The 19,545-nt window shown below is 67.7% G+C and carries 20 protein-coding genes; 11 read left to right on the top strand and 9 right to left on the bottom strand.

The window, feature by feature from the left end; translation table 11 throughout:
* Positions 1 to 395: 395 nt before the first annotated feature.
* From ACH45E_RS29460 to ACH45E_RS29435, 6 genes are all read right to left on the bottom strand, one after another.
* Complete coding sequence (locus tag ACH45E_RS29460) at positions 396 to 1,406, bottom strand: LacI family DNA-binding transcriptional regulator (protein ID WP_361452809.1); 1,011 nt, start codon at positions 1,404 to 1,406, stop codon at positions 396 to 398.
* Positions 1,406 to 3,655, bottom strand: coding sequence for an alpha-xylosidase (gene yicI, locus ACH45E_RS29455; RefSeq protein ID WP_361452812.1), 2,250 nt, complete (start codon positions 3,653 to 3,655; stop codon positions 1,406 to 1,408). The genes ACH45E_RS29460 and yicI overlap by 1 nt, the downstream gene beginning before the upstream one ends.
* A gap of 22 nt (positions 3,656 to 3,677) precedes the next feature.
* Positions 3,678 to 4,502 (bottom strand): carbohydrate ABC transporter permease, encoded by an 825-nt coding sequence (locus tag ACH45E_RS29450; protein WP_361452815.1) that lies wholly within the window; start codon positions 4,500 to 4,502, stop codon positions 3,678 to 3,680.
* Positions 4,499 to 5,491, bottom strand: coding sequence for a sugar ABC transporter permease (locus tag ACH45E_RS29445; RefSeq protein WP_361452818.1), 993 nt, complete (start codon positions 5,489 to 5,491; stop codon positions 4,499 to 4,501). The genes ACH45E_RS29450 and ACH45E_RS29445 overlap by 4 nt, the downstream gene beginning before the upstream one ends.
* Entirely contained in the window at positions 5,488 to 6,780 is a 1,293-nt protein-coding gene (locus ACH45E_RS29440; RefSeq protein WP_361452821.1) for an extracellular solute-binding protein, read from the bottom strand. The genes ACH45E_RS29445 and ACH45E_RS29440 overlap by 4 nt, the downstream gene beginning before the upstream one ends.
* A gap of 138 nt (positions 6,781 to 6,918) precedes the next feature.
* Positions 6,919 to 8,196 carry an MFS transporter gene (locus tag ACH45E_RS29435; RefSeq protein WP_361452824.1) on the bottom strand — a complete coding sequence of 426 codons (1,278 nt, stop codon included), beginning with the start codon at positions 8,194 to 8,196 and terminating at the stop codon, positions 6,919 to 6,921.
* An 83-nt stretch (positions 8,197 to 8,279) separates the two neighbouring features.
* On the opposite strand from ACH45E_RS29435, the gene ACH45E_RS29430 reads away from it, so the two are divergent.
* From ACH45E_RS29430 to ACH45E_RS29390, 9 genes are all read left to right on the top strand, one after another.
* A complete protein-coding gene (locus ACH45E_RS29430; RefSeq protein ID WP_361452827.1) occupies positions 8,280 to 9,263 on the top strand; it encodes a LysR family transcriptional regulator in 984 nt (327 codons plus the stop codon).
* A gap of 151 nt (positions 9,264 to 9,414) precedes the next feature.
* Positions 9,415 to 10,377 carry a hypothetical protein gene (locus tag ACH45E_RS29425; RefSeq protein ID WP_361452830.1) on the top strand — a complete coding sequence of 321 codons (963 nt, stop codon included), beginning with the start codon at positions 9,415 to 9,417 and terminating at the stop codon, positions 10,375 to 10,377.
* A gap of 255 nt (positions 10,378 to 10,632) precedes the next feature.
* The gene (locus tag ACH45E_RS29420) at positions 10,633 to 11,394 is read left to right on the top strand and encodes a hypothetical protein (protein ID WP_361452833.1); all 762 of its coding nucleotides are present in this window, start codon (positions 10,633 to 10,635) and stop codon (positions 11,392 to 11,394) included.
* Positions 11,395 to 11,529: 135 nt separating this feature from the next.
* A complete protein-coding gene (locus ACH45E_RS29415) occupies positions 11,530 to 12,189 on the top strand; it encodes a hypothetical protein (RefSeq protein WP_361452835.1) in 660 nt (219 codons plus the stop codon).
* Positions 12,177 to 13,220 carry a hypothetical protein gene (locus tag ACH45E_RS29410; RefSeq protein WP_361452838.1) on the top strand — a complete coding sequence of 348 codons (1,044 nt, stop codon included), beginning with the start codon at positions 12,177 to 12,179 and terminating at the stop codon, positions 13,218 to 13,220. The genes ACH45E_RS29415 and ACH45E_RS29410 overlap by 13 nt, the downstream gene beginning before the upstream one ends.
* 33 nt (positions 13,221 to 13,253) lie before the next feature.
* Entirely contained in the window at positions 13,254 to 13,568 is a 315-nt protein-coding gene (locus tag ACH45E_RS29405; protein ID WP_361452841.1) for a hypothetical protein, read from the top strand.
* Positions 13,569 to 13,624: 56 nt separating this feature from the next.
* Positions 13,625 to 15,010, top strand: coding sequence for a hypothetical protein (locus ACH45E_RS29400; protein ID WP_361452844.1), 1,386 nt, complete (start codon positions 13,625 to 13,627; stop codon positions 15,008 to 15,010).
* A 93-nt stretch (positions 15,011 to 15,103) separates the two neighbouring features.
* The gene (locus ACH45E_RS29395; protein ID WP_361452847.1) at positions 15,104 to 15,640 is read left to right on the top strand and encodes a hypothetical protein; all 537 of its coding nucleotides are present in this window, start codon (positions 15,104 to 15,106) and stop codon (positions 15,638 to 15,640) included.
* On the top strand, positions 15,637 to 16,239 hold the full coding sequence (locus ACH45E_RS29390) for a hypothetical protein (protein WP_361452850.1): 603 nt from the start codon (positions 15,637 to 15,639) through the stop codon (positions 16,237 to 16,239). The genes ACH45E_RS29395 and ACH45E_RS29390 overlap by 4 nt, the downstream gene beginning before the upstream one ends.
* 5 nt (positions 16,240 to 16,244) lie before the next feature.
* Here the strand turns inward: ACH45E_RS29390 and ACH45E_RS29385 are convergent, their stop codons facing one another.
* The 3 genes from ACH45E_RS29385 to ACH45E_RS29375 all read right to left on the bottom strand — a co-directional run bounded on the left by ACH45E_RS29385 (position 16,245) and on the right by ACH45E_RS29375 (position 17,935).
* Positions 16,245 to 16,787, bottom strand: a complete 543-nt coding sequence (locus ACH45E_RS29385) for a hypothetical protein (RefSeq protein WP_361452853.1) — start codon at positions 16,785 to 16,787, stop codon at positions 16,245 to 16,247.
* An 88-nt stretch (positions 16,788 to 16,875) separates the two neighbouring features.
* Entirely contained in the window at positions 16,876 to 17,070 is a 195-nt protein-coding gene (locus ACH45E_RS29380; protein ID WP_361452856.1) for a DUF397 domain-containing protein, read from the bottom strand.
* Positions 17,071 to 17,083: 13 nt separating this feature from the next.
* Positions 17,084 to 17,935 (bottom strand): helix-turn-helix transcriptional regulator, encoded by an 852-nt coding sequence (locus tag ACH45E_RS29375; protein ID WP_361452859.1) that lies wholly within the window; start codon positions 17,933 to 17,935, stop codon positions 17,084 to 17,086.
* Between the two features lie 161 nt (positions 17,936 to 18,096).
* Here ACH45E_RS29375 and ACH45E_RS29370 point away from each other — a divergent pair, with 161 nt between their 5' ends.
* Entirely contained in the window at positions 18,097 to 18,555 is a 459-nt protein-coding gene (locus ACH45E_RS29370; protein ID WP_361452862.1) for an ATP-binding protein, read from the top strand.
* A gap of 165 nt (positions 18,556 to 18,720) precedes the next feature.
* Positions 18,721 to 19,488 (top strand): hypothetical protein, encoded by a 768-nt coding sequence (locus ACH45E_RS29365; RefSeq protein ID WP_361452865.1) that lies wholly within the window; start codon positions 18,721 to 18,723, stop codon positions 19,486 to 19,488.
* The last annotated feature ends 57 nt before the right edge of the window (positions 19,489 to 19,545 follow it).

Here is a 19,545-nt window from a genome sequence, read left to right as displayed (position 1 = left end):
ACCTTGCCTTGTGACGCGCCCGATGGGTGCGTCCTCCCTTCACTCCGGGCCCCGTCCCCTCGGGGCCCGGCCCGACGAGAGCGGTCCCGGGACCGTGTGAGGCCGCCTCACGTCGAAGGGAGGGCGCCTCCAGATGAGGCGTCACCGTGAGCAAGAGCCGACTCTCGTCATGCGGCTGATCCGGCGCCTGCCGGAGCGGGCTGCGAAGCACGTGAGGAGGTGGCTGCTCTGGTGGCTCAGCAAGTAGCCGGATGTCCCCTTCCACGGTGGGGGCATCCGGCGAGCTCTTGCTGAGCTTGGGCCTCCGCGCGGATATCCGGTCCGATGCGGGGGCCCTCCTCACGTCCAAGTACAGCACACAGAGCGCCTCGACGGCATCAAGGACCGACGACTGTTCACCCGAGCGCCCGCGGCGCCGTGCTCGCCCGGTCGGTCATCCGGGGCGGTAGCAGTGTCGCCTCGGGTACGACGGTTCCGTCCAGCTTCTGCATCAGCAGCCGTACCGCCCGCTCGCCCACCTCGGCGGAGGGCAGGGCGACGGAGGTGACGGGGACGCGGACGGACTCGGCGAGTTCGTCGGGGCAGATGGCGGTGATGGAGAGGTCGCCGGGGACCCGGAGGCCGAGTTGCTCGAAGGCGTCGATCAGCGGCTCCAGGATCGGCTCGTTGTGGACGACGACTCCCGTCAACGCGGGCTGTTCGCGCAGCAGTTGCTCGGCGACCAGACGGGCCGCCGCAGGCGAGGCCTCGCAGGGGTGGACGGTGCTGGACAGCCCGCCGCGGTCGGCGGCGGCCGTGAAGCCCTGGACGACCCGCTGGGCGAACGCCGTCCCCCGCACGTACACCTCCGGCGGCGACCCCACCAACGCCACCACCCGGTGCCCGAGCCGCGCCAGATGCTCCACGCACGCCTCACCGGCCGCCTTGAAGTCGAGGTCGATGCAGGTCAGCCCGTCCGGCTCGGCGGGGAACCCGATCAGCACGGACGGCCGGTCCAGCGAGCGCAGCAACGGCAGCCGGGGGTCGTGAAGTTGAACGTCCATCACGATCAGCGCGTCGACCAGCGCCGTGTCCGCGACCCTGCGCAGCCCGTCCTCACCCTCCTCCTGGGTGAGGAGCAGGACGTCATGGTCGTGCCGGCGTGCCGTCGTCACCACGGACACCGCGAACTGCATGACCACCGGGACGTGGATGCCGGCCCGTAAGGGGATCACCAGCGCCAGGACGTTCGACCGGCTGCTGGCCAGGGCCCGGGCGCCCGCGTGCGGCCGGTAGCCCAGCTCGTCGATGGCCGCCTCGATCCGCTGCCGGGTCTCCTCGGAGATGGGGCGCTTGCCGCTGAGCGCGTAGGAGACGGTGCTGGGGGAGACCCCGGCACGCCGCGCCACATCGGTGATCTTCACCATCAGCCCAGCTCCAGCGTGAGAAACCCGGTACCGGCCCGCGCCCGGGCCGTGCGCTCCCCGGCCGCCAGCGCCCACGGTGTCACCGGGTCCCCGGACGAGGCTCGCAGCGTGTCCCCTTCGCGTACGACGGTGAAGGTCACGTCCCCGACCGGCACCGTCACCTGCGCGCCCCGCTCCAGCCCGTACACCCGCAGGGTCACCCCGTCCGCGTACGGATAGTCGGGCCGGTCCACCACCGCCCCCACCGGGATCACCGCCCCCGGCCGGACCAGCAGCGGCACGCTCGCGAACCCGTGCTGCTCGCGCACCCAGCGCGGCCCGGTCACCGTCCGCCCGCTCAGGAAGTGGGTCCAGGTGCCCTCGGGCACGTAGTAGCTCACGTCCCCCTCGTCGCTGAACACCGGCGCCACCAGCAGGTCCGGGCCGAGCATGTACTGCCGCTCCAGGTGCGCGCACCCCGGATCGTCCGGGAACTCCAGCACCATCGCCCGCATCACCGGCACCCCCTCGGCATGGGCGGTGCGGGCGGCCTCGTACAGGTAGGGCATCAGGCTCAGCTTCAGCCGGGTGAACAGCCGCAGCACGTCCACGGCTTCCTCGTCGAACAGCCACGGCACCCGGTAGGAGGAGGAGCCGTGCAGCCGGCTGTGCGAGGACAGCAGCCCGAAGGCCAGCCACCGCTTGAACAGCGCGGCCGTCGGCGTGCCCTCGAAGCCGCCGATGTCATGGCTCCAGTAGCCGAAGCCGGACAGCCCGAGCGACAGCCCGCCGCGCAGCGACTCGGCCATCGACGCGTACGTGGCCTCGCAGTCGCCGCCCCAGTGCACGGGGAACTGCTGACTGCCCACGGTCGCCGAGCGGGCGAAGACCACCGCCTCGCCCTCGCCGCGGTGCTTGCGCAGCACCTCGAAGACCGTGCGGTTGTAGAGGTAGGTGTAGTAGTTGTGCATCCGCTCCGGGTCGGAGCCGTCCGCCCAGGCCACGTCGACCGGGACGCGCTCCCCGAAGTCCGTCTTGAAGCAGTCGACGCCCTGTGCGAGAACCGCCTCCAGCTTCGCCGCGTACCAGTCGCGGGCGGCCGGGCTGGTGAAGTCGACCAGCGCCATGCCCGGCTGCCACAGGTCCCACTGCCACACGCTGCCGTCCGGCCGCCGCAGCAGATGCCCGAGCGCCTTGCCCTCGGCGAACAGCGGGGAGCGCTGGGCGATGTACGGGTTGATCCACACCGAGACGTGCAGTCCCTTGTCCTTCAGGCGGGCCAGCATGCCCTCCGGGTCCGGGAAGACCCGGGGATCCCACCGGAAGTCGCACCAGTTGAACTCGCGCATCCAGAAGCAGTCGAAGTGGAAGACGGAGAGCGGGAGTTCACGCGCCCGCATGCCGTCGATGAACGACGTCACCGTCTCCTCGTCGTACGACGTGGTGAACGACGTCGACAGCCACAGCCCGAAGGACCACGCGGGCGGCAGGGCCGGGCGCCCGGTGAGGGCGGTGTACTTGCGCAGGATGTCCTTCGGGGTCGGCCCGTGGATCACGTAGTACGTCAACTGCTGCGACTCGACGCTGAACTGGACCCGGGACACCGCCTCCGAGCCGACCTCGAAGGACACCTTGCCCGGGTGGTCGACGAAGACGCCGTAGCCCGCGTCCGTGAGGTAGAAGGGGACGTTCTTGTACGCCTGCTCGGTGGCCGTGCCGCCGTCGGCGTTCCAGATGTCGACGACCTGCCCGTTCTTCACCAGCGGCCCGAACCGCTCCCCGAGGCCGTACACGCTGGTGCCCACCCCGAGCCCCAGCTGCTCCCGCAGATAGTGGGCGCCGGTCCCGTCCCGCATGATGCCCATGCCCTTGGCGCCGCTGGAGGTGAGGACGCGGCCGTGGGCGAGGAAGTCGACGTGCCAGGGGCCGGTGCGGGCCACCCGGACCGACAGCGCGCCGGAGGTGAGGGTCGCGTGCTCCTCGTCGTACTCGGTGTGGGCGGCCACCTCCGTTCCGGTGAGCTCGAACTCGGGCCCGCGCGGCTGCTCCCCGTCGAAGTGGGTGAGGGTCACGCCGATGACGTCGGGCATCGGAGTGTGCGCGGTGATCGTCACGACCGGTCCCTTCAGCAGGTCGCCGCGGTGGCGGATGGGCTGGGTCGGCGCGTGGATCTCCAGTACGCCGTCCGGGGCGGTGACGTCGAGGACCTCGACCGGATGGGCCGCGGTGACACCCTCGCGCAGCAGCCAGTAGCCGTCGGTGAACTTCACGCGCACCCCTTTGCTTGATGGTTCACTTGACCGCGCCCACGGCGATGCCGCGGGTGAGCGTCCGCTGGAAGACGAGGAAGAAGACGACCGCGGGCAGCACGCCCAGCAGAGCGGCGGCATTGGTCATCGTGGCGTCCATCAGGCGCTGGCCCTGGAGCACGCCGAGCGCCACCGACACGGTCTGGTTGTCGTTGGAGATCAGCATCACCAGGGGGAGCAGGAACTCGTTCCAGGTCCAGATGAAGAAGAACACCAGCAGGACCCCGAGGGTGGGACGGCTGACCGGGACCACGATCCGCCACAGCACCTGCCACTTGTTCGCGCCGTCGATCCGGGCGGCTTCGATGATCTCGCGCGGGAACTGCCCGAGGACCGAGGAGAGCAGATACGTGCCGAAGGCCGCCTGGATCACCGTGAACACGATGATCACGCTGAGCCGGGTGTCGTACAGGCCCAGTTGCTTGCTCAGGTAGTACACCGGGTAGACCAGCGCCTCCTGCGGCAGCATGTTCGCCAGGACGAAGAAGGCCAGCACCCAAGTGCGGCCCCGGATCCGGCCGATGCCGATCGCGTAGGCGTTGAGCACCGACAGGACCGCGGCGAGTACGGCCACCGAACCACTGATCAGCACGGAGTTGACCAGCTTCTGGCCGTAGTCGACCCGCTGCCAGAAGTCCTTCAGGCCGTCCAGATACAGGCCCTTGGGCAGGCTGAGCGGGCCGTGCGCGGAGTACTCGGCCGGCGACTTGACCGCGTTCACGGCCACGATCACGAACGGCACCACCATGAACAGGGCGGCCAGGCTCAGGGCCACCAGCACCGGGTAGCGGCGTAGGGCGGCGGTCATGCGCGGGCCCCCTCCTCGGCGTCCTCGGCACGGGTCTGGAGTCTCAGGCCGATCAGGGAGAGCGCCAGGATGATCACGGTGAGGACGGTGGAGATCGCGGCGCCGTAGCCGACCTGGGTCTTCTCGAAGAAGGTGGAGAAGGAGAAGTAGGAGGGGACGTCGGTCGCCCCGCCCGGCCCGCCCTTGGTCAGCACGTACACCGCGCCGAACACCTTGAGCGCGGCGATCGTGCACCAGGTCAGCACGACATAGGTCTCCGGGCGGATCTGCGGCAGCGTGATGTGCCGGAAGCGGCGCCACCAGCCGGCCCCGTCCAGCTCGGCCGCCTCGTACAACTGCGGGTCCACGCGCTGGAGTCCGGCCATGAAGACGACCAGCGGGAAGCCGAGCTGGACCCACACCATCACGCCCATGACGCTGTAGAGCGCGATGTCGGGATCGCCGAGCCAGTCCTGCTGCCAGCCGCCCAGCCCCACCGCCTTCAGCAGCTCGTTGAGGGAGCCGTTGTCGGGGGCGAGGATCCAGCTCCAGACGATCCCGGCGACCGCGATGGGCAGCACCTGCGGGAGGTAGAAGCAGGCACGCAGGATCGCGGCGACCCTGCTGCCGAAGTGCTTGCCGACGTAGTCGAACAGGGCGGCGGCCAGGACGAGACCGAGCGCCGTCGGTACGGCCGCCATGGCGACGACCATGAACAGGCTGTGCCGGAAGGACGCCCAGAACTCCGAATCGTCCATCAGCTCCCGGTAGTTGGCGAGCCCGGCCCACTTCGGGCTGCCGACGCCCTGCCATTCGGTGAAGCTGACGCCCGTGTTCATCAGGAACGGCACGACGATGACCGCCAGGAACGCGAGGATCCCGGGGAGCAGGAAGAGGGCGTACGAGTCGCGGGTACGGGGGCGGCGCGGGCCGGTGTGGGTGTGCTTGCTCTTGCGCTTGCCCTTGCTCTTGCCGGCGGCGCGCGTGCCCCGTTCGACGGTGAACGTCATTGCTTCGGGGCACCCTTGTCGTACGCCTGCTGCAAGGCGTCGAGATAGCCGTCCGGCTTCTCGTTGCCCGTCATCAGCTTCTGCGTCTCGGAGACCAGGACGTCGTAGAAGCCGTTCACCGGCCAGTCCGGATAGAAGGCCAGCCCGTCCTTCTGGCTCAGCGTGTTGAAGTCGGTGATGAGCTCCTTGGACTTCGGGTCGGTGATGGCGGACGTGTCGGCCGCGACCGGGACACCGCCCTTGTTGCCGAGCAGGTTCTGGATCTTCTTCGACATGGTGATGTCGATGAAGTCGTAGGCGAGTTCCTTGTTCTTGGCGTTCTTGGGGACCACCCAGAGGTTGCCGCCGGAACCCAGGGTCAGGTTCGAACCGGGCCACAGGGTGCTGTCCCAGCCGAACTTGGCCTCCGTCTGGAAGCGGCCGTACCACCAGCTGCCGGAGAACAGGATCGGCGCCTTGCCCTGGATGAAGGAGACGCCCGCGTCCTCGGCCTTGGTGCTGGTGGACTTCTCGCTGATGTAGCCATTCTTCACCCAGCCGGCGAAGGTCTGCGCCGCGTACGTCCAGGCCGCGTCGTGGAAGTCCGTCTTGCCCTTGTACAGCTCGTACTTGTCGACCCACGAGCGGTCGGCCTTCGAGAGGGCGAGCTGGTAGAGGTACTGCTGCGCCATGTACTCGGCACCCGCGTTGGCGAGCGGGGTGACCCCCGTCTTGACGAAGGCGTCCATGGCGGCCGTGAGTTCGTCGAAGGTCTTCGGCTCGGCGATCCTGTATTTCTTGAAGAGATCCTTGTTGTAGTAGACCATCGTGTACTCGGCGTAGTTGGGCACGCCGTACCACTTGCCGGAGCCCATGACCCCGTCGGTGTCGTACATGCTGGTCGTGCGCACACCGGCGCTGAGCTTCTTGTCCCAGCCGCGCTTGGTGGCCTCGGCGGTCAGATCGGTCAGCAGGCCCTGCTTCGACAGCTGGCCGGCGGTCGCGTTGCCCTTGTTGTACTCCATGATGTCGGGCGCGTCCGAGGAGTTCAGGACCATCGGCGCCGTCTTCTGGATCTGCTCGAAGCCCTTCTCCTCGAACTTCACCTTCACGCCGGGGTGTGTGGCCTCGAACTCCTTGATGGCCTCGTTCCAGGCCGCGCCCATCGCGCTGTCGGGGCCCTCGTAGTGCCAGAGCCGTAGCGTCTTGCCGTCGGACGCACCGCTGTCCGAGTCGCCGCAGGAGGCCAGGAGCAGTGATCCGGAGAGGATCACGGCCGTGGCCGCCCATCGCCTTCGTGCCGTCAACATCCAGCGCCTCCAGGGGGGTCGGAGTCGGATGGTTCTCGGGGCGCCACGCAGCGTTCCGTTCGGCGAATCGTCGAATCGATTCGATGCGTGGCGTCGAAGCGCTTCGACGGAGGAAGGTATGTGCGTGCCGTGATCGCGTCAATGGGGCGGGCGGGAATTGCCGCAAGCGGTTCGACGGAGTGAGCGGGGTGAACGTGGTGAACGTGGTGAACGGAGCGAACAGAGTGAACGGAAGGCGTTCCCCGCCGTGTTGATCAGCAGCGCGGTGGCCGCCGCCGCGACCGGTGCCGCGAAGGCCGCCGCGGGCGCGGTGTGCTCGGCCGCCCAGCCCCCGGTCGCCGAGCCGCAGGCTATGCCGGTGAGCAGGGCGGTGACGACCAGGCTCATGCCCTCGTTGAGCCGGTCCCCCGGGGTACGGTCCTGGACCAGTGTCATCGCGGTCACCATCGTCGGGGCGGTCGCCATACCGGCCATCAGCAGGGCCACCGCCAGCGCCGGGAGCGTCCCGGCCGTGCGGGCGGCGAGCAGCGGCAGGGACATCAGCGCGGCCATCGCCAGCAGACACCACGGCAGCCGGCGCTCCGCGGGCCCGTCCGGCTTCCGCGCCCCGTACAGCAGGCCCGCCGCGCAGGAGCCCGCCGCCTGGAGCGCGAGCACGACCCCGGCCGCCGAGCGGTGGCCCTGGGCGTCGGCGTACGCGATCGTCACGACCTCCATCGAGCCGAACACCGCGCCGGTGGCGACGAAGCACGCCAGCAGCAGCGGTATGCCGGGGGTGCGCAGCGGCGACGGCGCCTTCGTACGCCCCCGCGGCGGCGGCTCGGTCGACCGCTGCGCCGTGAACACCAGCACCCCGGTCAGCAGCAGCCCCCCGCCCACGAGCGTGCCCGCCTCCGGGAAGAACGTGCCGGTCAGGAAGGACGCCAGGACCGGCCCCAGCATGAAGCACAACTCGTCGGCGGCCTGCTCGAAGGAGTTCGCGGTGTGCAGGGCCTCGGGGTCGTCCCGCAGCAGGTGGGCCCAGCGCGCCCGGGACATGCCGCCGATGTTGGGGACGGTGGCGGTCGCGGCGTACGCGGCGAACAGGGTCCAGTCCGGTGCGCCCAGCCGCACGCACAGCAGCAGGGCGAGGGCGCCGAGCACGGCGGTGACCGTGGCCGGCACGGCGACCCGGGCCTGCCCGTACCGGTCGACGAGCCGGGCGATCCAGGGCCCGGCCACCCCCGTCGCCGCGAGACCGGTCGCGGTGACGGCGCCGGCGAGCGCGTACGAGCCCCGCGACCCGGCGATCATGACGACCGCGCTCACACCGAACATGCCCATCGGCAGGCGGGCGATGAGGTTGCCGGTGGTGAAGGCGCGGGTGCCGGGGTGGATGAACAGGCGGCGGTAGGGGCCGGGGGATAGGGGAGGCATGACCTCACCATCACCTGGAGTGGATCAAGGGGTCCAACACCTTCTCCGTACCGATTCACACACCCCTGTTGTAAGTTCGCCCGGTGCCCGCTCCCGCCCACCTCGACCCCCGCCTCCTGCGTGCCTTCGTCACCGTCGCCGAGGAACTGCACTTCACCCGCGCCGCGTCCCGGCTGTACGTCGCCCAGCAGGCCCTCAGCCGTGATGTGCGGCGCCTCGAACGGGAGCTGGGCGCCGAGCTGTTCGTCCGCACCACCCGGCAGGTCGCACTGACCGGCGACGGCGAGCGCCTGCTGCCGCTCGCCCGCCGGGTCCTCGCCGCCCAGGACGACCTGCTCGCCGCCTTCGGACAGGCCCGCCCCCTCCTGGTCGACCTCAACTCCCCGAACCTGGACACCGGCCGCCGCGTACTGCACCGGGCGCGGGAACTCGCCCCCGACCACGAGCTCATGGCCCGCTACGAGAGCGGGCTCACGGGAGCGGTGGCCGAACTGCTCGCCGGGCGCCTGGACGTCTCGTTCGGCAGGTTCGCGGGCCTGGACCCGGCGCTGCGGGCCGGGCTGGACCACCAGCTCGTACGGTACGAGCCGATGGCGGTCGTGCTGCCCGAGGCGCACCGGCTGGCGCCGCTGACGGCCGTACCGCTGCACGCGCTGGCGGGCGAGACCGTGTACGCCGGGGCGGGCAACGCGCGCACGCCGGAGTGGACCGACCTGGCCCACCGCCTCTTCGCCGGACGCGGCATAGCCGTCGCGCCACCGGCGCCGCTGGCCGTGGGGGAGGAGGAGTTCGAGCGGCTCATGGCGAAGACCGGGAACCCGGTGCTCGCGGTGACCGGCTTCTCCGCCCTGCCGCGCACGGTGGTGCGGCCGCTCGTCGATCCCGTCCCGCTGTCACCCGTGTCGCTGGTGTGGCGCAGAGGGCTCGCGCATCCCGCGTTCGACGCGGTTCGACGGGCAGCGGCCGAACTCGCCGTGAAATGGGGATGGTTGGGGCGACCCGAAAGCGCATGGATTCCAGCCATCGATGAATCGATCAGTGAATCGGTCACTTCCGCTCACCATTGAAACTTCCGAAGTCTCCGTCCCATGCCGGCGCTACGTTCGGGACAGCCGAGCACCGTGAGACAAGGGGGGCGCTCGGACCGGTGGGGGCCGGGTCCGGCGGCGCGAGCTCGGAGTCGTATGCGCACCCGGAAACATTCCCGGAGACATTCCCGTGGGGGGATCGCAGGTGCGCGCGAAGAAGTGGCCGGAAAATGCCCGGCCGGAATGGCCCGATGCCGAACTCGGGGCCCAGGACCTGCCGGTGGCCGGGGACGACATCCAGAGCTTCCCGGAGACCGGAACGACGGACGTCCTTCCGGACGGGGAGGTGCCCGACGCGGGGCCGACCGAGGTGCTGGCCGCGGTACGAGCCCCCGGGCCGACGGCCCATGAACCGCACGCGCATGACCCGCTCGGGGTGACCGTCCAGCTCGACGCCGACCGGATCGCGGACGAACGTACACACCTCACCGAGCCCGGACGGGCGCCGCGCGGCGGGGGCCAGGACCCCTCCGGCAGGCCCGTCTTCGTGGACGCGTCGGGCCGCCGCAGGCGCACCTTCCGCCGCCTCGGCATGTTCGCCGGCATCGCCTGCGCGGTGTACGCCGTCGTCATCGTCGCCACACTCCTGTCCGGCAGCTCGAACGCGCCCTGGCTGCCCGTGCCCGGCCAGACCGAGGACAAGCCGGCCGGTCAGGTGGACATCTCCCCGGCGCCCGCCGACTCCGCCCGGCCCCCCGCCCGCACCGGCACCGCGCCCGGTACGGGCCCGAGGGTGCCCGCCGCAGCCCCGTCGCCGGGCGGCAGCGCGGCCGCATCCGGCGCCACGGGCACCGCCAGGCAGCCGGGCGCCTCCACCGCCCCGCAGCCGACGGCGACGAACCCCGCCTCCGGGGCGGGCAGTGCGGGCGGCTCCTCCCCGGACCCCGAGCCCACGGCGCCGACGCCCTCGACCGCCCCACCCACCCCCACCGGCCCCACCGGTGGCTCCGGCAGCCCCTCACCGTCCGCGGGCGGCGACGGCGGCACGGGGACCGGTGGACCGGGCGGCGGAACCGGCACCGGAAACGGACCGGGCACGGTGGCCGGCGGCCTGGTGCGACCCGCCCGAGCCGCCGCCCCGACCTCCGTGTGATCGGGGCGGCACCTCTGATGTCACATCGCGGCGAGACGGGCCCCTAGGTTGTGGCCGAACGGTGTGCATCGTGCGGGGGCTCGGCGAAGCCCCTGAAGCGGAGCGGAAGTTGGCCGGGGCGCCGTGGGAACCGGCTTGCGCCGGGCGGACGGGGTGGCGAAAGTTGGTGCGCCTGGGGCGGGGGATTCGGCTGGTCGCTGATGCCCGTGATCCGGTGCCCGCCCGCCGACCCGATCCGAGGAGTGACACCTCCAGATGACGCAGCCTCCCGGCTGGCCGCCGCCGCAGCAGCAGCAGCCGCCGCAGCAGCCGTACCCGGGGCCGTACTCGCCACAGCCCCCCGCCCAGGCCCCCGGCCAGGTCCCCAACCCGTACGCGACGCAGCCCGCGTACGGCGGACCATACGGAGCGGGCCAGTACGGCGGACCCGGCCAGTACGGCGCCTATCCGCCCCCACCGCCACCACCTCCCGGAGGCGGCGGCCGCGAAAAGAAGAAGCTGGCCCTCATAGTGTCCGGCGCCGCGGCGGCCGTACTCCTGATCGCCGGCGGCGTCTACTTCGCCACCAACGGCGACGACAAGCCCAACAAGCCCTTGGCCCAGGTGAGCGAGTCCGCCGAAGCGACCCCGACCCCGAGTGCGAGCGAGACGCCACCGGAGACGGACGCCCCCTCGGACCCCTCGGACGAGGACACCGCCACGGCCCCCGCCACCGGCTTCCAGGGTCAGTGGCAGGACGACGCCAACAAAACCCTCACCATCGGCGACAAGTACAACTCCGGCACCTACAAGGGCAAATACGCCCTCTCCTACATCGACCCCGGCGGCAAGGGCATCCTCACCGGCCTCGGCATGGACCGCAGCGACGGCACCTTCCGCATGGTCCTCAAGCCCATGAGCACCCAGAGCACCAAGGGCGACGACTACCTCGCGGCAACGCTGACCCGTTCGGGCGACAGCGTGAACATCAAGTGGGACGACGGCGGCAGCGACACGCTGGCATACGTGGGCGACTGAGAACTCCCAGCTGTTGCAATGTCACGAAAGGGCACCGGCCCCGGCCCACACCAACCCGCCCTGGTGCCCCAACTGACAGCCTCGATACCGTACCGACTGCTTCCCCCACCCCAACCGCCCCACCAGGAGCCCACCGTGACCCGCCGCCCCCACCTCATCCCGACAGCAGCCGCCGGCGCGCTCGCCGCGCTTCTCCTTGCCGGTTGCGGCGGGGGCGGGGACGGGGGCTCGAAGGGGAACGACAAGATCGCGGGGGCGGATACGGGGGGCAAGTCGTCGGCTTCGCCGAGTGCTTCGGCGTCCACGTCGGCCGATCATCCAAAGATCGAATTGCCGTCGGACGTGAAGTTGACCTTCACGCCGGAGCAGGCGGGTGACGCCGTCAAGGATGCGATTTTGAATGACAACGCGGAGTTCGTCCGTGCTCTCGACGCGGCCATTGTCGCGCAAAATCCTCGTCTCCCCGCTCTGGAGTACTACACGGAGGGCGAGGGAGCCGTAGCGGCTCAGCAGTGGGTCAAGTCCTTCAAAGACGCTGGCTGGACGGTTACCGGTACCGTGCGCTTCTTTGACCGACAAGTCAGTGTGGAGTCCAAGACCAAGGCGTCACTCACCTACTGCGGCGATGAGAGCAAGGGCTACAGCAAGGTCATCAAGACCAACGAGATCAAACGAACGAAGGTCTCCAAGGACAGCTACGTTGCCTACGGTGTGCAGGTACAGAAGAACGAGAAGGGGGTCTGGGAGCTTGTGAAGATCGCTTCCACTCGAGGGGCTGCCAAGTGCCAGCCATGACCCGACTCCTTCGTACCATCGCTGTGCTGTTCGTTGGCTCGACCTGCTTGGTCTTGGCTCCTTCGGCCTACGCCGACCAAGGACCCCCCGGCGGTGGAACCGTCGGCAGCGGTTCAGACCCGAACACCTCTGGCGACGCCTCCGGTGACGGCACTCTTTCCTCGACCGCCGGCGTCATCGTCTATGACCGCTCGAAGAACGGCTCCGGCGACTCGGTGGGGCCGGTCACCTCCACTACATCCTGGACCCCGCCGGCCTGCTGGTACGCGCCGAAGTACACCCCGGCGCAGCTCAAGGCCTACCTGGAGCCGATTTGGGAGGCAGATTCCACGGGGTACGAGTGGGACGCAACGCAGCGTGCCCGGTATGTCGACGGCCATCCGTACAAGGACTTCAACCAGGACAAGGCCGGCAAGGGCTACTGGTGGGACTCGTACGTCAACAAGGACTTCCCGCCGGGCTGGGACAAATGCAAGGAGCCCATCTTCTGGGTCGACAAGGGTGACCCCCCGCCGGCGAACGTCGAGAACGCCGTCACCCCGGAGATCCTCGCCGAGCTGGCCTACAACGAAATCCGCGTCCCCAGCACGAAGGTGACCCTGGCCCCCGCGAACACGACCAAGGTCAACCTCCCCACCTGGGCCTGGCTGGACGGCGCCAAGTTCAAGCCGGTCTCCGTCACCGCTTCGATCCCGGTGCTGGGTATCTCCGCGACGACGACAGCCGAACCGGTCTCCCTGAGGATCGACCCAGGGACGTCCGACGCGACGACCTACCCGGCATCCGGCGTCTGCCAGATCAAGGACGGCACCATCGGCGAGCCCTACGCCAAGGGCAAGTCCGACGAGACGCCACCCTGTGGAGTGAAATACCTGCGCTCCTCCGGCACTGGCTCCTACCCCCTCAAAGCCACCATCACCTGGAAGATCCACTGGACCGGCACGGGCAACACGGGTGACGACCTGCCTGACGGCACCTTCGGGGCGACCCAGGATGTGGTGGTGCAGGAGATCCAAGCCGTCAACCGGTGAACCACGCGCAAGAGGCTGGGAGAGGGAAGCATTGTGGGCGAGAAGACCAAGGTTGACGACCTCAATGTGATCAAAAGCGTCTCGACAGGGATCACGAAGATCGTCGACGAACTGGAACGACTCGATCACGACGACAAGTATGGGTGGAACCAAGAGGCCATCGGCCATGAGGAACTCACCGACAGGCTCAACGACTTCGCCACCAACTGGGACTACAAGCGTTCAAAACTCGAAGAGGAATTGAAGAAGCTTGCCAGCATCACCAAGGCTGCGGCTGATGCTTATGAGCAGATAGATACCGCTCTCGCCGATGCAGTCCGTAAGAGGGAAAAGAAGTCGAAGAGCTAGGGGAGACGATGTCCCGTCCGAAGGACTGGTCGCCTGTCGACCTCGACTCGGATCCAGTGGCTGGGGATCCCGCTGCGGTAGCGAAGTTGGGCAGGCGATTTCGCGCTGTTGCCGATGCGATCAGGAAACAGTCGGGCAACATCGAAGCTCTCTGCAGTGTCGACGGGTGGCAGAGCGACGCGGCGAGCGAGTTTCGTAAGACAGCGGAAGGAACCGTTGGTCGCCTGCAAAAAGTGCTGGATCGTTTCGAGACCGCTGCCGACCTCCTGGGTGAACAGACCGAGCAAGTAGATGAGAAGTACGCGTCCGTTCTAGCCTCTTCTCAGCGCGCGGCAGATAAGGCACGCAGCGATGCTGAACGGGATTGCGGGGAGCGGGGTCGGCTCGACAAGGGTATTGACGCGTTGGACAAGTCGGCGGATGACTATGATGAGAAGAAGCGGGACCTGACGCGGCAGCGAGATGAAGTCGACGATCGCATCACGGATGCGATAAAACGGGTCCATGCGGCGAAGAACGCCAGGAATCGGGCTGGCGAGAAGGCGGCTCGCGCTCTAGAGGAATTGATCGATCACGACAAGCTGAAGGACTCCACCTGGGAGAATATCAAGGGTGCTCTGAAGAGCATTGCTGATATCGCTGGCTGGGTAGCAACCTTCTGTGCCATCGCTTCGCTGCTGGTGGGTTGGATCCCCGTGATCGGCTGGGCATTGGCTGGAGTCTTGGACGCGATCGCCTTGCTTGCGACCGTGGTGTCCTTGGGCTGTCACTTGGTTCTTGTCTTCTCCGGAGATGCGAGTATTGCCGACCTTGTTCTGGACGGCGTGGCACTCCTCACCCTTGGCCTCGGGCGGGCGGCGCTGAGCGCGGGCAGGTCTGCCGCAGCGGGTGTGCGAGGGGTTCAGGCGGCCAGTCGGACGGCTCGGGCCGACTTTCTCGCCGCGAACTCCCTTGCCGGCAGGTCCGTGAAGGCGGCGAACACACTCAAAGGCAAGGCCACGAAACTCGCGAACCAAGCGGCCGAAGAAACTACTCAGCGATTGGCCAGAGACCTCCCCGGGTCTTTTGGGAAGTTGAACGAATTTCAGCACGTTTTGAATCCCAAGGTTATCTGGCAGGACTCGGTGGACGCCGTCAAGGGGCTAAAGGATTTCAAAGATGTAGGGAAACTCTTCGGTAGGGATGCCTGGAGAGGGGCTCGCCCCTTCGGTAACCCAGAATGGGTGGAGTCCAGTAAAGCGCTCACAGAAGTGCCCATTCTGGGTAAGTTCGAAGCCATGGGCGGCATGAAGTTCACGGACTACGTGCGATCGTCAGGGCGGCGTTGGCTTGGCTACACTGTCGCTGCGACGGTCGTCGACGGAAACGATAAGCTGCACGGCCTCACTGAATGGAACACCCCATACAACAAGTGGAAAGAAACTTGGACAGTGGGCCAATGATGCCGAGTGGGGTTGCGCGTGGGTGATGGAACGGTGTGGCAGTGCTTGATCTCTGAACCGCAAGGCTGTATCAGGCTGCCAGTGGAGGAAGGGGTGGACTTCAAGGAGTGGTCGAAGCAGGCTGCTCAGGCATACCTGGGCGCATCAGCACATCGGGCAGAAGTACGCGAGTTGTCATCCGCCCTGGCGCGTGTGGCGGCGACATCGGGGCTAGGTGACCCCACTTTCGCCTATGCCTACGTGGTGGACGCCGCCAAAGCGGTAATGGCGGTGTACGAAGTCCATGACTACGACGGAGAGGGTTACCAATCAGTCGACCGACTCCCCGACCTGCTGCAGGATGTTCTGCCATCGTCACCTGACCGCAGGAGCGTGGATCAGACGCACCTGCCAGTCGGTCCTGGCGTACGTGTCCAGGAGTTGCAGTCAGTGGAGACGTGGTCGCTCTTCAGGAAGAAGACGCTGATGGAGACCGTCACTTACGCGGTGCTTCCGCCGCAGGTCGACAATGTGTTGGTGCTCCGGATGTCCTGGACGAACCTGGTCTTCAGCGAGACGCTGCTGGAACTGGCCCAGACGCTGGCGGAATCGTTGGAGCTTGCCGAAGTCAAGGAAGGTGCTGACGGATGACGGGCTCGATTACCGCTGGCCTTTCGGAAGAAGAATCCGCTCCACCTCCCAGCGACTACGGTTTGATCGTCCCGGACGGTTGGTTCAGGGTCACACTCGAGCCCGACGAGTGGAAACGTTCCATCCGGGCCTTGGTCGAGAAGACATTCGAGGGTCAGGACGATGCTGTCACTCTCAAGCGGGAGCTGAAAAGGGCTCTTCGTGCACGCGCTGAAGAGGCGTACGGAAATGGCGGAGTAGAGTTCTATGTCTCAACAACCTCAATCGGCCCCCTGCCTCTTTCTTCTTCCCTTCTGGTGACCATAGTCCCAGCGGGACAGGATCTCGGATTGGCAGTCAGCGCACAAGTCCGGACCCAACAGGTCGATGAAATCATGCTGCCCTTCGTAGGCCCTGCCACAAGGCGACGCAGGCGCATGGTACCGCAATCCGATGACTCGTCAGGTAACCAACTTCCCGTAACGCTAGTCGACTACGCGGTCAGAGTGCCGCAGACCAATGCCTTTCTGCTGCTTACGTTTTCCACATCTCTCGATCCGTTTGCCGAAGCCATGGTCGAGCTTTTCGAAGCGGTGGCCAAGTCGCTGCACTGGAAGTGATCGATTCAAGACGCCACCCAGGAACACTTGGCGGTGCGCCTCGGTGAGCTGGTGCCGCCCAGCCCCAACTTCTCCCACGGCACCATGGCCAGCGGCATCCAGCTGAAGCCGACAGCGAATACGGCGACAAGGGTGGTGGCCCCTTTGGGCAGGATCCAGCCCAACTGGGACACAAGGATCGCTACGAGCAACAGATAGACATCGAATGCCAGCACAGCGAGCACCTTTCGCACCGCTGCGCCAGGACCGATCCTGGGTTTGTCCCCGCTTCCCCGCACCATGCCCAGCAGGATCACCGGCAGCATCAGGCCGGTGATGCCGCCGAGAGCGATGGCTCCCACCATCAGGGCGGTGTGCCCGTCGTCTGGCACAACGGTCGACAAGAGGGAAGCCTTCGCCAGGTCGCTGGTGAGCATGACGCCCGCGAAGGCTCCGAGCGTCATCGTCGCCAGAACCACGACCAATCCGGCCCCGAAAGCGACATTGCCCACGAAGGAGCGCCGAGAAGGCTGCGCCTTGGGCCCCTCGTGTGTCGAATCGGCGGACATGGGCATCTCTCATTCCTGTGTGGGCCTGCTAGGGGATGACGGGGCGTGTTTGGGTTGGTCTTCAAGCCATTTGGACGCTGAGGTGAGCTCAGGGCCGTAGCAGCTCAGGGTGGGTCTTCAATGTGCGTATGAGGGTGCCGAGGCGGGACTTCGTCGTGGTGAGGGTGATCATCGGTTCGTCGCTTTCATGTAGGTGAAGTGTGCCGGTGGGGGCAGCGGCGACGTAGAGGCAGTTTGCGGCCTCGGCGCTGTAGGTGGATTTCTGCCAGACGAGTTCGGGCATGGTGTGGGGCTCCTCAGAGGTCCTGGGCGATGCGGTGGATGAGATCTCGGGAGAGCGATTCGGGCAGTGCCCGTGCTTCCATGCGGTCGAGTACAGAGTGGTACCGATCCAATTGAGCCTCCGCGTCGAGGAACTCGCAGCCGTGGTCGGTGTCCAGGACGACGGTGTCGAGGCGGGGTACCGGGCCTGTGGCGTACGTGATGGGCTGGCCCGAGGCGGGGAAGCCGGCCTGGCCGAAGGGAAGCACCAGGACGGTGATCGGCGTCTCCTCGCTCATCTCCAAGAGGTGTGTCAGTTGGGCTCGGGCGGTCTCCTGGCCGCCGAAGCCCATGCGGAGGGCCGCTTCGTGGACGATCGCCGTGTAGGGAGTGGGCGTGTTCTCGAAGAGGACGGCCTGGCGCTTCACCCGGTACGAGACGCGGTGCTCGATCTCGTGCGGGCGCAGGGGTGGCACGGCCTCGCGCATAGTGGCCCGGGCGTGTTCCGGAGTTTGCAGCAGCCCCGGCATGTGGATCGTCACCGCCACGCGCAACGCCGTGGCGTGATGCTCGAGTTCAGCCAGATCGAGCAAGCCGGAAGGAAGGGTGTCCCGGTACTCCTCCCACCAGCCTCTCTTGCGGCCACCCGTCATCGCGGCCAGGGCGTCGACATACTCCTCGTCGGCGCAGCTGTAGTTGCACGCCAATGTGCGTACGCGGTCGGCGCTCACTGCGTATCGGCCGGCCTCGATGTTGCTGATCCGTGCCTGTGGCCCGCCGAGGAGCGCGGCTGCCGCGGTGGACGTGAGCCCGGCACGCTCACGGAGCCTCCGCAGTTCGGTGCCCAGGCGCTGTTGACGCAGGGTCGCGGTGGTGGCGGGTGGCATGGCGAGTCGCTCCTGTGCTTGGCGGGGACGTGCACGTCACCCACACGAGTGGCCATTGGTAGTTCTTCGCGGTTTCAATGGAAGACCTTCCAATTTTATCGCTACGTTGAGTTCCGCGAGCGGCCCAACGCGCTGCGCCCACATCTCTCCCGGAGGTCTTCGTGGTCACCGTAACTCTGCCCGATACCTGGGTGTACGCCCTCCGTCTGCCTCATGACCCTCGCGCTGCACGGGTCGCACGTATGACCGTGCGGGCCGCCCTTGGCGGTCACGGCATGGGTGATGTCGCCGATGTCGTTGAGCTGTTGACGTCCGAGCTCGTCACCAACACCTACCTGCACACCAAAGGACCTGCCTCGCTGCGGTTGACCGCTTTGGGTGGTGGTCGGTTGCGGGTCGGGGTTTGGGACAACCACTCGCACGTGCCTGCGCCCTTTGCCCAGGCTCCCAGGGACCGCGTTCCGATCGCCTCGGCGGACGCCGACGGCGGGCGCGGGCTGTGCCTCGTACAGCAGTACGCCGATTCGTGGGGTGGCTGGCCGCTCGGGGGTGATCCCCTCGGGCCGGGTGCGGGGAAACTGCTGTGGTTCGAAGTCGGTGGGAGCGGACGCCCAGGGTGACGGATCTCGACCCCACCAAGCCTCGGCCAAGTTCCCGTCAACCGCTCCGCTCGCGGTGCCTCACGCGCGGAGCCGCGTGGAAAACTGGCGGGGTTGCCTAAGTGAAGAGGGTGACGTGACCGTCGGGTGGGGGCAGACGCGGTGAGTAAGCGGCAGGTGCGGAAGATGCTGCGGTTGATGGCGAGCGGGGAGTCCGTCGAGCTCACCAGTGCGATGTCGTCCGTGAAGAGGCTGGCCCGGGTGGCGTTCTTCGCTCAGCAGTTCGGGTACGAGTACGCCGACGCGCGGTATGGCGGGTCGCGTAACAACGTGCTCAAGCTGGTCGTCGTCCCCGATCACAGCCCGCAGGCCCGTGCCCGTGCCGCGCAGAACTGGGCGCAGTATCCGAACGCCGCGGACGGGGTCTCGCTCCCGCCGGTCGTGCCTGATGCGCTCGAGCTGCTCAAGGCGCGGATCCAGTTCGACATCACCGGCAAGAACGCCGAGAAGCGCATGGCTTACGGGGGTCTGGGCATCACCGTCGGGCTTGTGCTCTATACGGTGCGGAAGGGCGGCGGCGCCTTCAGCTTTGCTGTCGCGGGTGGGGCTTGGGTCGTCTTCATGGGGATCATGGGCATCGGGTTCCTCGTCAATCGACGGCGCAACGCGAAGTTCGCCCGCCGGCTTGAGGCCGCCGGATTCATGCGGGTGACGGAGGACGGCGGGCGGGTGCGGTATCTGCCGCCTGGCGCGCAGCTTTCGCCCGGGGGATACCCGCCTCAGATGCCTCAGATGCCTCAGATGGGGCCGTACGGTGGTGGGCCTTACGGGGGTGGTCCGTACGGCGGTCCCGGGCCGGTTTCCGGGCCGTACGGCTATGGCCCGCAGCCGCAGCCGCAGCAGCCCTACAGCCAGCCCTCGTCCTACCCCGGCTGGCAGCCCCCGCAGCGTTGATCCCGCCGGCGAGGCGACGTCATCGAAGGCGCTCGCCGCGCGACCTCTCATCCCGGT

It is taken from the genome of Streptomyces sp. NPDC020299, assembly GCF_044387825.1.
Taxonomy (GTDB): Bacteria; Actinomycetota; Actinomycetes; order Streptomycetales; family Streptomycetaceae; genus Streptomyces.
The sequence above is the reverse complement of the archived record's forward strand: the minus strand, read 5'-3'. Positions and strand labels throughout refer to the sequence as shown.

Excerpts from the sequence above, each read along its gene's own strand:
- ACH45E_RS29390 (WP_361452850.1), top strand. The coding sequence starts at position 15,637 with ATGACGGGCTCGATTACCGCTGGCCTTTCGGAAGAAGAATCCGCTCCA.
- ACH45E_RS29365 (WP_361452865.1), top strand. The coding sequence starts at position 18,721 with ATGCTGCGGTTGATGGCGAGCGGGGAGTCCGTCGAGCTCACCAGTGCG.
- ACH45E_RS29445 (WP_361452818.1), bottom strand. The coding sequence starts at position 5,491 with ATGACGTTCACCGTCGAACGGGGCACGCGCGCCGCCGGCAAGAGCAAG.
- ACH45E_RS29380 (WP_361452856.1), bottom strand. The coding sequence starts at position 17,070 with ATGCCCGAACTCGTCTGGCAGAAATCCACCTACAGCGCCGAGGCCGCA.
- ACH45E_RS29435 (WP_361452824.1), bottom strand. The coding sequence starts at position 8,196 with ATGCCTCCCCTATCCCCCGGCCCCTACCGCCGCCTGTTCATCCACCCC.
- ACH45E_RS29450 (WP_361452815.1), bottom strand. The coding sequence starts at position 4,502 with ATGACCGCCGCCCTACGCCGCTACCCGGTGCTGGTGGCCCTGAGCCTG.
- ACH45E_RS29385 (WP_361452853.1), bottom strand. The coding sequence starts at position 16,787 with ATGTCCGCCGATTCGACACACGAGGGGCCCAAGGCGCAGCCTTCTCGG.
- ACH45E_RS29420 (WP_361452833.1), top strand. The coding sequence starts at position 10,633 with ATGACGCAGCCTCCCGGCTGGCCGCCGCCGCAGCAGCAGCAGCCGCCG.
- ACH45E_RS29440 (WP_361452821.1), bottom strand. The coding sequence starts at position 6,780 with ATGTTGACGGCACGAAGGCGATGGGCGGCCACGGCCGTGATCCTCTCC.
- ACH45E_RS29460 (WP_361452809.1), bottom strand. The coding sequence starts at position 1,406 with ATGGTGAAGATCACCGATGTGGCGCGGCGTGCCGGGGTCTCCCCCAGC.
- ACH45E_RS29375 (WP_361452859.1), bottom strand. The coding sequence starts at position 17,935 with ATGCCACCCGCCACCACCGCGACCCTGCGTCAACAGCGCCTGGGCACC.